At 66.7% G+C, this 14,349-nt stretch carries 7 protein-coding genes; 5 read left to right on the top strand and 2 right to left on the bottom strand.

The annotated features are described in order from the left end of the window. Positions 1-266: 266 nt before the first annotated feature. The 5 genes from ACY34H_RS14910 to ACY34H_RS14930 all read left to right on the top strand — a co-directional run bounded on the left by ACY34H_RS14910 (position 267) and on the right by ACY34H_RS14930 (position 11,870). The gene (locus tag ACY34H_RS14910; RefSeq protein WP_464978254.1) at positions 267-1,799 is read left to right on the top strand and encodes an efflux RND transporter periplasmic adaptor subunit; all 1,533 of its coding nucleotides are present in this window, start codon (positions 267-269) and stop codon (positions 1,797-1,799) included. Beyond that, positions 1,796-4,906, top strand: coding sequence for an efflux RND transporter permease subunit (locus tag ACY34H_RS14915; RefSeq protein ID WP_464978255.1), 3,111 nt, complete (start codon positions 1,796-1,798; stop codon positions 4,904-4,906). The genes ACY34H_RS14910 and ACY34H_RS14915 overlap by 4 nt, the downstream gene beginning before the upstream one ends. Continuing rightward, a complete protein-coding gene (locus ACY34H_RS14920) occupies positions 4,903-8,139 on the top strand; it encodes an efflux RND transporter permease subunit (RefSeq protein WP_464978256.1) in 3,237 nt (1,078 codons plus the stop codon). The genes ACY34H_RS14915 and ACY34H_RS14920 overlap by 4 nt, the downstream gene beginning before the upstream one ends. Next, on the top strand, positions 8,136-9,527 hold the full coding sequence (locus ACY34H_RS14925; protein ID WP_464978257.1) for an efflux transporter outer membrane subunit: 1,392 nt from the start codon (positions 8,136-8,138) through the stop codon (positions 9,525-9,527). The genes ACY34H_RS14920 and ACY34H_RS14925 overlap by 4 nt, the downstream gene beginning before the upstream one ends. A gap of 207 nt (positions 9,528-9,734) precedes the next feature. Next, entirely contained in the window at positions 9,735-11,870 is a 2,136-nt protein-coding gene (locus ACY34H_RS14930) for a S46 family peptidase (RefSeq protein ID WP_464978258.1), read from the top strand. A 51-nt stretch (positions 11,871-11,921) separates the two neighbouring features. Here ACY34H_RS14930 and ACY34H_RS14935 read toward each other — a convergent pair whose 3' ends face one another. Further along, on the bottom strand, positions 11,922-12,338 hold the full coding sequence (locus ACY34H_RS14935; protein WP_464978259.1) for a DUF1810 domain-containing protein: 417 nt from the start codon (positions 12,336-12,338) through the stop codon (positions 11,922-11,924). A gap of 36 nt (positions 12,339-12,374) precedes the next feature. After that, positions 12,375-14,330, bottom strand: coding sequence for an alpha/beta hydrolase family protein (locus ACY34H_RS14940; protein ID WP_464978260.1), 1,956 nt, complete (start codon positions 14,328-14,330; stop codon positions 12,375-12,377). Positions 14,331-14,349 lie beyond the last annotated feature (19 nt).

Here is a 14,349-nt window from a genome sequence, read left to right on the forward strand (position 1 = left end):
GCTGGCGCCGGCATGAGCGCGGCACGGAGATTTGTAGCCAGTTTGTAACTGCCACCAGTACACCCCCGAGCGCGGCCGGCACCGCGCAAGCCCCGCCAGTTCAGCCTTTCCGCCGGCACGCGCGCCGGTGCGGTCCGGTGCGTCTCCCCGTATCCCATAGTTTCAGCGTGTAAATGTAAGCAAAGCGAAACAAGCCGCCGAATCCGCTGTGATAGAGTCGATTTGATAAGCATAGTTACTCTACTGAACAGCCACAAGGATCAGCGATGACCTCGCCAGCAGCGCCCACGAACACCCCGAACAAACCCCGCCGCCGTACCCGCATCCTCGGAACCATCATTGCCATTCTCGCCATCGCCGCCATGGGTTGGCTGGCGTGGTACCTGACGCACCGGCCTGCCGAAGGCGGGCCTGGCGGACCCGGCATGCGTGGCCAGGGCGGGCCTGGCGGTCCGGGTGGGCCGGGCGGCCGCCGTGGCGGCATGGCGACCACGGTCGGCGTGGCGACGGCCGAGCAGGCCAGCCTGCCCGTCACGCTCGACGCGCTCGGCACGGTGACGGCTGCCGCGACCACCACGGTGCGGCCGCAGGTCTCCGGCATCCTGCAAAAGGTGCTGTTCAAGGAAGGCCAGCTCGTCAAGGCGGGCCAGGTGCTGGCGCAAATCGACCCGCGCCAGTTCGAGATGGCGCTGCTGCAGGCCACCGGCCAGCGCCAGCGCGACGAGGCGCAACTGGAAAACGCGCGGCTGACGCTGGAGCGCTATCGAACGCTGCTGGCGCAGGACTCGATCGCCCGCCAGGACGTCGATACCCAGGCCGCCCTGGTGAAACAGCTGGAAGGCACGGTGATGACGGACCGCGCCGCCGAAGGCACGGCAAAGCTCAATCTCGGCTACACGAAAGTGGTGGCGCCCATCACCGGCCGTGTCGGCCTGCGCGTGGTCGACGTCGGCAACCTGGTCTCCAGTGGCGATACCAGCGGCATTGCCGTGATCACGCAGCAATCGCCGATCGACGTGGAATTCGCCGTGCCGCAGGACCGCGTACCGGACATCATGAGCCGCGCCTCGACGGGTGCCACGCTGGTCGCGCAAGCGTATGACCGCACCCGTACCGAAGTGCTGGCCAGCGGCCGCTTCGCAGCGCTGGACAACCAGGTCGATACCTCCACCGGCACCGTGATGGCCAAGGCCCGCTTCGACAACGACAGGATGACCCTGTTCCCCAGCCAGTTCGTCAACGTGCGCCTGGAAATGCGGACGATCGCCAATGCCGTGCTGGTGCCGGTCACGGCGCTGCGCCACGGCACCGACGGCGACTATGTGTGGGTGCTGAAGAACGACCGCACCGTGACGATGCGGCCGGTGAAACGCGGCCAGGCCACGGTGGACAAGGTGCAGGTCGTTTCCGGCCTGAAGGTCGGCGAGAAGGTCATCACCGAAGGCGCCGATCGCCTGAAGGAGGGCGCGAACGTGATGCTGCCGGGCGACAGGCCTGGACAGCAGCAGGGGGGCCAACGGCGTGCGGGCGCCCAGCAGGAAGGTACGGGGAGCGGCGCGGCCGCAGGCCGGGCGGACACGCGCCCCGCCGGCACGCCCGACGTGGCGCCGGGCGCCGTGGGCACCGATGCGGCGAAGATGCAGGGCCGCCGCGCCACGCAGGGTGAAGCGCCCGAGCGTTCGATGCCGGAAGAGGGCGGCCGCAGCGCGCCGAGCGCCGCGGATGGCAGCAATACCGCGCCAGGCGCAGGAAACCAGCGCGGCAACGAACGCCGCGAACAGCCGGCCGCCGCAAAATGAGTCCATCGGCACCATTCATCCGCCGGCCGGTGGCGACATCGCTGCTGATGCTGGCGATCATGCTCGCCGGCCTGGTGGGGTTCAAGTTCCTGCCCCTGTCGGCGCTGCCGCAGGTCGATTTCCCGACCATCCAGGTGCAGACGCTGTATCCGGGCGCCAGCCCGGAAGTGATGGCGCAGACCGTGACGGCGCCGCTGGAACGCCAGTTCGGCCAGATGTCCGGCCTGCAGCGCATGAGTTCGAACAGCGCGGCCGGCGTGTCGATCATCACCCTGCAGTTCGGACTGGGCCAGACGCTCGACGTGGCCGAGCAGGAAGTGCAGGCGGCCATCAACGCGGGCAGTTCGCTGCTGCCCACCGACCTGCCGGCGCCGCCCGTCTATGCCAAGGTCAACCCGGCCGATGCGCCGGTGCTGACGCTGGCCATCACGTCCGACACGATGCCGCTGACGGAAGTGCAGAATATCGTCAACACCCGCCTGGCCCTGAAGATCAGCCAGGTGTCGGGCGTGGGCCTGGTCAGCCTGTCCGGCGGCCAGCGCCCCGCGGTGCGCATCCAGGCCGATACGCTGGCCCTGGCCAGCTATGGCCTCGGCCTCGACACGCTGCGCACCGCGATCAGCAACGCCAATTCGAACAGCGCCAAGGGTTCGTTCGACGGTCCCACGCGGGCCTTCACGATCAATGCCAACGACCAGCTGCTGACCGCCAACGACTATAAGAGCCTGATCGTCGCCTACAGGAATGGCGCGCCGGTGCGGCTGACCGACGTGGCGCGAGTGGTCGACTCCGCCGAGAACATCAAGCTGGGCGCCTGGGCCAACACGAAGCCGGCGATTATCCTGAACGTGCAGCGCCAGCCCGGCGCCAACGTGATCGCCACGGTCGATGCGATCAAGGAACGCCTGCCCGAACTGCAGGCCGGCCTGCCGAGCGCAATGCGGGTGGACGTGCTGTCAGACCGCACCACCGGCATCCGCGGTTCGGTGCACCACGTGCAGCTGGAGCTGCTGCTGGCCGTCATCCTGGTGGTGCTGGTGATCTTCCTGTTCCTGCACAGCGTGCGCGCCACGGTGATCGCCAGCCTGGCGGTGCCGATCTCGCTGATCGGCACCTGCGGCGTGATGTACCTGATGGGCTACAGCCTGAACAACCTGTCGCTGATGGCGCTGACGATCGCCACCGGCTTCGTGGTCGACGATGCGATCGTGATGATCGAGAACATCGCCCGCTACATCGAGGAGGGCGAGACGCCGATGGCTGCGGCGCTGAAGGGCGCGCAGCAGATCGGCTTCACCATCATTTCGCTGACCGTGTCGCTGATCGCCGTGCTGATCCCGCTGCTGTTCATGGGCGACGTGGTGGGCCGGCTGTTCCGCGAATTCGCCGTCACGCTGTCGATCACCATCCTGATCTCGGCCGTGGTGTCGCTGACCCTGGTGCCGATGATGTCGGCGCGCTGGCTCACGTCGCACCAGAACGACGATCCAAAGAGCTTCGGCGGCCGCGTGCAGCATTTCTTCGACTGGGTGATCCACCATTACGACCGCTCGCTGCAGTGGGTGCTGCTGCGCCAGGGCCTGACGATGCTGGTGGCACTGGCCACGCTGGTCCTGACGGCGGTGCTGTACGTGCTGATCCCGAAAGGCCTGTTCCCGACCCAGGACACGGGCCAGCTGCAGGCGCGCATCGAGACGGCGCAGGCGGTGTCGTACAGCCGCATGGCCGAGCTGCAGCGCCAGGCGGCCGCGGCGATCCTGCAGGACCCGGAAGTGCAGTCGCTGAGCTCCATCGTCGGCGTCGACGCCGCCAATAACACGATGTTGCACACGGGCCGCATGCTGATCAACCTGAAGGAGGACCGTGGCGACCAGGGCGAGCTGATGAACCGGCTGCGCCAGCGCGTGTCCGAAGTGGCGGGCGTGCGCATCTACCTGCAGCCGACGCAGGACCTGACGATCGATGCCGAGAGCGGCCCCACGCAGTTCCGTGTATCGATCGAAGGGGCCGACACGGCCACCGTCAACGAGTGGGCCAACAAGCTGGCCACCCGCATGGCGCAGAAGGCGCAATTGCGCAACGTGGTCTCCGATGCCGGGGCCACCGGTGCCGCGGCCTATATCAATATCGACCGCGATACGGCTTCCCGGCTGTCGATCACCGCCTCGGCCATCGACGATGCGCTGTACAGCGCGTTCGGCCAGCGCATCGTCTCCACCATCTTCACGGAGACCAACCAGTACCGCGTGATCCTCGAAGCGGCGCCGGGCATGCTGTCGACACCGCAATCGCTGGGCGACCTGCAGATCCGCACCGGCGGCGGCAAGCCCACGCCGCTGTCCGCCGTGGCGACGATCACCGAGCAGCCGGCACCGCTGCAGATCACCCACGTGGCGCAGTACCCTGCCACCACGCTGGGCTTCGACACGGCCGACGGCGTTTCGCTGGGCCGCGCGGTGGAAGCGATCCGCGAAGCCGCCGCCGACATCGGGCTGCCCGGTTCGGTGACGATGACGTTCCTGGGCGCCGCCGGCGCCTACCAGGCGTCGCTGACCAACCAGCTGTGGCTGATCCTGGCCGCCGTGGTGTGCGTCTACATCGTGCTGGGCGTGCTGTACGAAAGCTATATCCACCCGCTGACCATCCTGTCGACGTTGCCGTCGGCCGGCGTGGGTGCGCTGCTGGCGTTGATGGTGTCCGGCCAGGACCTGGGGGTGATCGGCATCATCGGCATCATTCTGCTGATCGGCATCGTCAAGAAAAACGCGATCATGATGATCGACTTCGCGATCGAGGCCGAACGCGATGCCGGCAGCAGCCCGCGCGAGGCGATCCACCAGGCGGCGCTGCTGCGCTTCCGCCCGATCCTGATGACGACGCTGGCCGCCCTGTTCGCCGCCGTGCCGCTGATGTTCGGCTGGGGCGAGGGCGCCGAGCTGCGCCGGCCGCTGGGCCTGGCCATCTTCGGCGGCCTGCTGCTGAGCCAGTTGCTGACGCTGTACACCACGCCGGTGATCTACCTGGCGTTCGACCGCCTTGGCCAGCGCTTCGGCAGGAAGCCCGAGCTGTCTGCAGGCGACAGGAATCCTGACGGAGCGGTATCGTGAACCTGTCCGAACCGTTCGTCCGGCGCCCGATCGCCACCGTCCTGCTGACGATCGGCCTGGCGCTGGCCGGCATTGCCGCGTTCTTCGTGCTGCCGGTCTCGCCGCTGCCGCAGGTCGATTTCCCGGCCATTTCGGTGTCGGCCAGTTTGCCGGGCGCCAGCCCGGACACGATGGCCAGCAGCGTCGCCACGCCACTCGAACGCAGGCTGGGCGTGATCGCCGGCGTCAACGAGATGACGTCGAACTCGTCTTCCGGGTCGACGCGCATCAACCTGCAGTTCGACCTGAACCGCAAGATCGACTCGGCGGCCCGCGAAGTACAGGCCGCGATCAATGCCTCGCGCGCCGACCTGCCGGCCACGCTGAAGAGCAACCCGACCTACCGCAAGATGAACCCGTCGGATTCGCCGGTGATCATCCTGGCGCTGACGTCGCCGACCAGGCGGCCGGGCCAGATCTACGAAGCCGTATCGAACATCGTGCAGCAGAAGCTGGCGCAGGTACAGGGCGTGGGCGACGTGGAGATCGGTGGCGGCTCGCTGCCGGCGGTGCGCATCGAGCTGCTGCCGTTCGCGCTGAACCAGTACGGCGTGTCGACCGAGGACGTGCGCGCGGCGATCCAGGCCACCAACGCCAACCGCCCGCGCGGCGCGATCGAGAGCGAAGGCCGCCGGCTGCAGATCTACTCGGCACCCGGCACCGAGACGGGCGGGCGCACCGCGGCCGATTACCGCGATCTCGTCGTTGCCTGGCGCAATAACGCGGCGATCCGCCTGCGCGACGTGGCCACCGTGGAGGATGGCCCCGAAAACAAGAACACCCTCGGCCTGTTCAACGGCCAGCCGGCCGTGATCGTGCTGATCACCCGCCAGCCGGGCGCCAACATCATCGAGACGGTGGACAGCGTGCGCGCGCTCTTGCCGCAACTGCGCGCCCAGCTGCCGCAGGACATCACCGTGTCCGTCGCGTCGGACAGCACGACGTCGATCCGCTCGTCGCTGCACGAGGTCGAGTTCACGCTGATCCTGTCGGTGGTGCTGGTGGTGCTCGTCGTCAGCGCCTTCCTGCGCAGCGTGCGGGCCACGATCATTCCCGCCATCGCCACGGTGGTGTCGCTGCTCGGCACGTTCGGCGTGATGTACATGCTGGGTTTTTCGCTGAACAACCTGTCGCTGATGGCGCTGACGGTGGCCACCGGCTTCGTCGTCGACGACGCGATCGTGGTGCTGGAAAACACCGCGCGCCACGTCGAGAACGGCGTCGACCGGTTCAAGGCGGCGCTGCTCGGCGCCAAGGAGGTCGGCTTCACCGTGCTGTCGATCAGCCTGTCGCTGGTGGCGGTGTTCATTCCGCTGCTGTTCATGGGCGGCCAGGTGGGACGGCTGTTCCGCGAGTTCGCGGTGACGCTGTCGGCCGCGGTGATGATTTCGCTGGTGATCTCGCTGACGACGACGCCGATGATGTGCGCCTGGCTGCTGAGGGCCGAAAAGGACCGCAAGCCGCCGGGCCGCATCTCGCGTGCTTTCGAGGCCGGCTTCAACTGGATGCAGCGCGTGTATGCGCACGCGCTGGACTGGGCGCTGCACAGTGTGTGGCTGGTGATGCTGATCCTGGGCTTCGTGGTGGCGCTGAACGTCTACCTGTTCGCAGCGGCGCCGAAAGGCTTCTTCCCGCGGCAGGACACCGGCCAGATCAATGGCGGCATCCGCGCCGACCAGAGCATCTCGTTCCAGGCGATGCAGCAGAAGCTGCGGCAACTGGTGGAGATCATCCGCAAGGACCCCGCCGTCGATACGGTGGTGGGCTTCACCGGCGGTTCGCGCGCCGGCGGCGGCTTCATGTTCGTCAACCTGAAGCCGGCCGACGAGCGCGACGTGGCGGGGCAGGCCGTGATCGATCGCCTGCGCCCGCAACTGGCGAAGGTGACCGGCGTGCAGCTGTTCCTGAACCCCGTGCAGGACTTGCGCATGGGCGGCCGCTCCAGCAATTCCACCTACCAGTACACGTTGAAGAGCGATAACCGCGAGGATCTGAAGAACTGGGCGATGAAGCTGGCCGACGCGATGAAGAACCAGCCGGAAATGACCGACGTCGACACCGACCAGCAGGACAATGGCGTGGAAACCTTCGTGACGATCGACAAGGAAACCACGGCGCGCTTCGGCATGACGGTGCGCGACGTCACCAATTCGCTATACAACGCGTTCGGCCAGCGGCAGGTGGCCACCATCTACGATGAGCTGAACCAGTACAAGGTGGTGATGGAAGTGGCGCCGGAATACGCGCAGAGCCCCGAGGCGCTGCGCGACGTGTACGTCCCCAGCAAGGCCAAGGCCACCGACACCGCGGGCGATACGTCCACGACTTCCGGCGGCACCAATGCATCGACCAACAACGCGCAGGGCCAGCGCGATTCGTCGACCGGATCGGCGTTGTCGACCGCGCGCTCGGCGATGGTGCCGCTGTCCGGCATCGCTTCGTTCGCCGAAAGCGCGACGCCGACGTCGGTCAACCACCAGGATGGCGAACTGGCGACGACGATCTCGTTCAACCTGGCCGAAGGGTTCACGCTGAGCCAGGCGCAGGAAGCAGTGAAGCAGGCCGAGGCCGACATTGCGATGCCGAACAACGTGCGCGGCAGTTTCGAGGGCCAGGCGAAGCAGGCGGAGGAATCGAACAGGCAGCAGCCGCTGCTGATCCTGGCCGCGATCGTCGTCATCTACATCGTGCTGGGCATCCTCTACGAAAGCCTGGTGCATCCGGTGACCGTGCTGTCCACGCTGCCGTCGGCCGGCGTGGGCGCCGTGCTGGCATTGCTGCTGTTCCGCATGGAGTTCTCCATCATCGCGCTGATCGGCGTGTTCCTGCTGATCGGCATCGTCAAGAAGAACGCGATCCTGATCATCGACTTCGCGCTGGAGGCGGAGCGGGCCCGCGGCATTTCGGCGATCGAGGCGGTACGCGAGGCGTGCCTGCTGCGCTTCCGCCCGATCCTGATGACGACACTGGCCGCGGCGCTGGGCGCGCTGCCGCTGGCGATCGGCTTCGGCGAAGGTTCCGAGCTGCGCCAGCCGCTGGGCATCGCCATCATCGGCGGGCTGATCGCCAGCCAGTTGCTGACCTTGCTGACGACGCCGGTCGTCTACATCCTGCTCGACAAGCTGCGCACCCGCAATCCCGAAGAACGCAACCTGAGCCGCGCCGCTGGCGGCGACGAGCCATTGACCACATGAAGACATCCATGATTTTCCGCCTGTCCGCCATTTCCCTTGCCGCCGTGCTATGCGGCTGCGCCGTCGGCCCGAAGTACGAGGTGCCGGCCGCGGCGGCGCCGGCCACGTTCAAGGAAGCCGAGGGCTGGACGCCGGCGGCGCCCGCCGATGCGCTGGAGCGCGGCCCCTGGTGGATGCTGTTCGGCGACCCGGTGCTGAACGAACTGGCCGCCTCGGTCGAGGTGAACAACCAGAACGTGGCGCTGGCCGCCGCGCAGTACGCGCAGGCGCGCGCCGTCGTTGCCGAGCAGCGCGCGTCGCTGTTTCCCAACGTTGCGCTGAACGGATCGGGCTCGCGCTCCGGCGGTGGCGGGGCGTCGCAGACGTCGAACAACTACCGCGTGGACATCGGCGGCAGCTGGGAGCCGGATATCTGGGGCAGCCTGCGCGCCGGCGTGACGGGCGCGCAGGCCAGCGCCCAGGCCAGCGCGGCGGATCTCGCCGCGGCGCGGCTGTCGGCCCAGGGCGAGCTGGTGGCCAACTACATCGGCCTGCGCCAGGCCGACGTGGAAAGGCAGATCCTCGATACCACGATCGCCGGATACGAGCGCGTGCTGCAGATTACGCAGAATCGTGTGAGCGCCGGCGTGACCGCACGCTCCGACCTGCTGCAGGCGCAGACGCAGCTGTTCAACGCGCGCGCCGACCAGCTGACGGTGATCCGCCAGCGCGCCGTGTACGAACATGCGATCGCCGTCCTGCTGGGCAAGGCGCCGGCTGAATTCTCGCTGGCGCCGGCAACGTGGAGCATTGCCGTGCCCGACGTGCCGCTGGGCGTGCCGTCGACCCTGCTGCAGCGCCGGCCGGACATCGCCGCCGCCGAACGCGACGTGGCCGCCGCCAACGAGAACATCGGCATCGCCCGCGCGGCATACTTCCCGTCGCTGAACCTGTCCGCCTCGTATGGCTATGGCAACAGCCAGGTGGGCGGCCTGTTCAGTGCATCGAACAGCCTGTGGTCGCTCGGCCTGTCTGCCGCGCAAACGATCTTCGACGCCGGCGCCATCGCTGCCCGCGTCGAGCAGACCAGGGCCGCGCGCGACGCCGCCATCGCCCGCTACCGGCAAACCGTGCTCGATGCCTTTGCCGACGTGGAAGACCAGCTGGCCGCCACCCGCGCGCTGGCGCAGCAGCAGGAACTGCGGCGCCAGGCCTCGGAGGCCGCCGACCAGGTCGAGCAGCAGATGGAAAACCGCTACCGCGCCGGCCAGGTGAACTACACCGAAGTCGTCAGTGCGCAGGTCACCGCGCTATCCGCCCGGCGCGCGCTGATTCAGGTACAGGCCGACCGGCAGACCACCGCCGTCGCCCTGATTCAATCCTTGGGCGGTGGGTGGCAGAGTCCTTGAAGCAAAACCGGGGACGTACCCCTGTTTTCCGGAAAGTCTGGCCGCAGTCATTTTCTGCCGCGCAGGCCTCGGGCATATTTCCTTGAAACAGGGGTACGTCCCCAGTTTTGCCGGTTTTGTACAGGAAAGTTGCCTGTAAAACAGGGTCCATCCCTAGTTTTCCGTCTATACTTCCCCGGCTTTTCATCAACCCCAGGGGAACATATCTTGTTCAAAAAACTAGTCCTGCCGGCCGCTCTGCTGGCCGCCTTCGGTGTCGCACACGGCGACGAAGGCCAGTGGCAACCCCACCAGCTGCCGCAACTGAAATCGGAACTGAAGCGCATCGGCATCCAGATCCCCGCGGAGCGCATCGCGGATCTCACAAAGCACCCGATGAGCGCCATCGTGTCGCTGGGCGGCTGCTCGGCGTCGTTCGTGTCGCCGGACGGCCTGGTGGTCACCAACCACCACTGCGCCTATGGCTCGATCCAGCGCAATTCCACGGCGGAGAAGAACTACATCGTCAACGGCTTCCTGGCGAAGACGCGCGCCGAGGAACTGCCGGGCGGCCCGAACGCGCTGGTGTACGTGACCGAGAAGGTCGAGAACGTGACCGAACGCGTATTGAAAGGGCTGGAGAACGTGGGCGGCAAGGCGCGCCACGAGGCGATCGCCAGCCGCATCAAGGCGCTGACCGCCGAATGCGAGACGGATAAATCGTACCGCTGCTCGGTGCCCGCATTCCACCGCGGCCTGGAGTACTACCGCATCCGCCAGATGATGATCCGCGACGTGCGCCTGGTCTACGCGCCGGCCGACATGGTAGGCAACTACGGCGGCGACATCGACAACTACGAGTGGCCGCGCCACACCGGCGACTATTCGTTCCTGCGCGCCTACGTGGGCAAGGATGGCCGCCCGGCCGATCCTTCTCCGGACAACGTGCCGTACAAGTCGAAGGACTTCCTCGTCGTGTCGGCCGAAGGCCTGAAGGCCGGCGATCCGATCCTGCTGGCCGGCTATCCGGGCCGCACCAGCCGCTACAAGCTGCCGGCCGAGATCCGTTTTGCACGCGATACGTCGTACCCGGCGATGGTGGCGGAATACCAGGCCGACCTGGACACCATCGCGGCCGCGACGAAGAGCAGCAAGAACGACGAAGTGCGCTACGCCTCGGTCGTCAAGTCCATCAACAACCGCATGAAGAAGACGCAGGGCCTGCTGGACGGCTTCGCGCGCAAGGACATCGCCGCCATCAAGGATGGCCAGGATGCGGAGTTCCGCGCGTGGTACGGCAAGCAGGCAGGCGTTTCCGGGTCGATGTTGTCCGAGCTCGACGCGGCCATCGCCGCCGACATGGCGCTGGAACAGCAGACGTTCGCGTGGAACGTGGCTACCAACTCCGACCTGTTCAAGAGCGCGCGCACGCTGTACCGCCTGGCGCTGGAACGCGAAAAGCCGGACGCGCAGCGCGAAGCCGGCTACCAGGACCGCGACCTGGCCATGATCAAGGCGCGCCTGACCCGCCTCGAGCAGTCGTATGTGGGCGGCGTGGACCAGGCGCGCTTCACCGCCGGCCTGCAGCGCTACGCGAAGCTGCCGGCGGCATTCCGTCCGCAGGGACTCGACGCGCTGCTGCCGTCCGTGGCCGACGTGCCGGCGCTGTATCGGAAGTCGACGCTGGGCGACACGAAGACGCGCCTGGCGCTGCTCGATGCCGACGCCGCCGCGCTGGAAAAATCCGACGATCCGTTCATGCGGCTGGCCGTGAAGATGCATGCTTTCGCATCGGCGCTGGAAGACCGCTCGAAGGAATCGGAAGGCAACCTGGAAAAGGTGATCCCGCAGTACATGAGCGCCGTGATCGCGTGGAAGAAGTCGCAGGGCAAGCCGGTGTACCCGGACGCCAATTCGACCCTGCGCGTGACCTACGGCACCGTGGACTCGTACTCGCCGAAGGACGGCATCACCAAGGGCCCGTTCACCACCGTGGAAGGCATCGTCGAGAAGCACACCGGCAAGGATCCGTTCAATGCGCCGCAGGCGCTGCTGGACGCGGTGAAGGCGAAGCGCTACGGCCAGTTCAAGGACCCGGTGCTGGGCACGGTGCCGGTAAACTTCCTGTCCAGCGCGGACACCACCGGCGGCAATTCCGGTTCGGCGATCGTCAACAGGCGCGGCGAACTGATCGGCCTGAACTTCGATTCGACCTATGAATCGATCACCAAGGACTGGTACTTCGACACCGCCATCACGCGCGCCATCCACCTCGATGTGCGCTACATGCTGTGGGTGATGAAGGAAGTCGATGGTGCCGACAACCTGCTGAAGGAAATGACGATCAGGTATCCGAAGAAGTAAGTACGCCCGATCGCATGGAAAAGGCCGCCGTCCGGAAGGAGGGCGGCTTTTTTACGTTCCAAGCAGGTCGAGCGTGGCCTCGTCGGGCAGGCCGGCGCAGAAAGCCGCCAGCGCCGTGGTGAACACGGCATCCTGCGTCGCCTGTGCAAACAGCGTCATCGAGGAGCGGAATTTCAGGGCGTCCACGTGGCCGAGAATGACGTCGAGCGGCGTGCCGGCATGCGCGTTGACGAGCTGTGTGCATTCGCGCAGCCGCGCGCCCAATACCGGATGACCGGCGTAGGCGCGCGCTTCGTCCAGCGTGGCAATGCCGTAGAAGCGGCTGGTGTCCGAGCGGCCCAGTTCCTTCAGCTGCGGGAAGATGAACCACATCCAGTGGCTGGCCTTGCGGCCGGCGCGCAGCTCGCGCAGCACGTCGTCATAGATGCGGTCCTGCGCGGCGATGAAGCGGTCGAGATCGAACGGCATGCTGTCCTCCTGGGCGAGCATGCAGTCTACACCGGCCTATCTGCCGATGTGTTTCGCCAGGAAGGTCTCCAGCCGGCGGTAGACCTCGGCCTGGTTCTCGGTATCGTAGAAGCCGTGCGCCTCGTAGTCGACGTAATACCACTCGGGGGCGTTGCCGGCTTTCGTCAGCGCATCGCGCATGCGCAGCGCGTGCTCCTTGGGCGCGACCTTGTCCTTGCCGCCGTGGATCAGCAGCACTGGCGCCTTGATCGTGCCGGCGTTCAGCGCCGGCGAGATGCGGTCGAGTTCCTTGATGTCGTCGCCCACGTAGTGCCGGTACAGGCTGGTCACGCTTTTCGAGCGTTTCGCCCGGTCTTCTTCATAGAACAGCTTGATGTCGTAGACGCCGGCATAGCCGGCCGCGCACTTGAACAGCGACGGTTCGCGCGAGGCCAGCGTCAGCGCCGCATAGCCGCCGAAGCTGGCACCATACACGCACATCCGGTTGCCATCGATATTGCCCTGTTCGGCAGCCCAGCGCACGCCATCGACCAGGTCGTCCATGATCTTGCCGCGCCACTGGCGGAAGCCGGCTTCGCGAAACGACTCGCCGCGGCCTTCCGAGCCGCGGAAGTTTACCTGCAGCACCGCATAGCCGCGGTTGGCCAGGAATTGCGCATCGGTGTCGAAATACCAGCTGTCATGGATGCCGTGCGGGCCGCCGTGCGGCAGCAGCACCAGCGGCAGCTTGCCGGCGGCCGGCTGGCGCGGCAGCGTCAGGTATCCGTGCAGCTGCAGGCCGTCGCGCGCCTTGAACGATACCGGCTTGCGTTCGGCCATCTGGTCCGGCTCCAGCGAGTCCATGGCGGCGAACAGCATGTCGGCGCGGCCGCTCTTGCGGTCGAACAGGTAGTACGTACCGGGGTCGCGGTCGCTGTAGACGATGAACAGCAGCTTGGCGCCATCGGTGGTGCTGTCGATGAAGCGTACCGTGTCGCCGGGGAATTGCGCGGCGAGCTGCCTGTGCAGCGCGACGTCCGCATGGCTGTCCGGTTCCAGGTAGCGCACCTGCGGAATGCCGACGGTCGTGAAGGCCGCGATCGGCAGGTAGGGGCTGGTGCCATACATCAGTTCGGCCAGTTCTCCATCGCGGTCTGTCGCCACCACCCGGCGCGCGCCGGTCGCCAGGTTTTCCCGGACCAGGGACTCCGGTTCCCCCTTTTGCGAATGCCAGGCCAGGAATTCCTGGTCGTCCGCGGAAAAGGCAACCGGCTGCAGGTACGTGCCGGCCTTTTCGGTCGGCACGCGCAGCCACCGGTTGCTGCCGTCCTCCCGGCGCAGCAGCATGAAATGCGCATCGTCGTCGACGCCGCTGGCGAAGCGCGGCTGTCCGTCATTCTGCACGTGGAACCGGAACGACGGATGCGGCACGCGGGCCACCGAGCGCCGGCTGCCCTTGACGGTGTCGACGTCGATCAGTTCGCTGAAATCCGCCTGCCACAGGTTGGCGGACAGGAACACGCGGCCATTGCCGCTGGCCGGGATACTGGCGATGTAGGCCGAACCATAGTCGTCGTGAAAGCCGCTGTTGCGCGGCGCATTCTGGAAGCGTTCGTAGCCGTACAGGTATTCCTGCTTCTTGCCGTCATAGTCCATGGCCAGCACTTCGCCGTACGACTCGGGAGCCTCGCGCGATCCCTGTTCGTGGCCCTTGCTGACGACCAGGCGGGTATTGCTGACCCAGTAATAGTTCATCGGCACCTGGAATGCCGGCAGGCGCACCACGCTTTCGATCTTCAGCTCGGGCAGGCTGTAGAACGTGATCGTCTGCACGTCGCGCTTGCCGATCGGCGTGCGCACGGTTACCGCGAGGTGCTTGCCGTCCGGTGACAGGCGCGGGCGGGTAAATTGCTCCTCCTTGACGAAGGAAAGAATGGGAATCGGGGCCGCGGGCGTCTGGGCGATGGCGGGCAGCGCGGGAAGCACGAGCAGGAGCGGAAGGTGGCGGTACATGTCGGGCCTCGGATGTTTT

This window comes from Pseudoduganella sp. jia 9 (assembly GCF_055502615.1).

Coding starts and splice junctions, on each gene's coding strand:
- ACY34H_RS14925 (WP_464978257.1), top strand. CDS start 8,136: ATGAAGACATCCATGATTTTCCGCCTGTCCGCCATTTCCCTTGCCGCC.
- ACY34H_RS14935 (WP_464978259.1), bottom strand. CDS start 12,338: ATGCCGTTCGATCTCGACCGCTTCATCGCCGCGCAGGACCGCATCTAT.
- ACY34H_RS14915 (WP_464978255.1), top strand. CDS start 1,796: ATGAGTCCATCGGCACCATTCATCCGCCGGCCGGTGGCGACATCGCTG.
- ACY34H_RS14940 (WP_464978260.1), bottom strand. CDS start 14,330: ATGTACCGCCACCTTCCGCTCCTGCTCGTGCTTCCCGCGCTGCCCGCC.
- ACY34H_RS14910 (WP_464978254.1), top strand. CDS start 267: ATGACCTCGCCAGCAGCGCCCACGAACACCCCGAACAAACCCCGCCGC.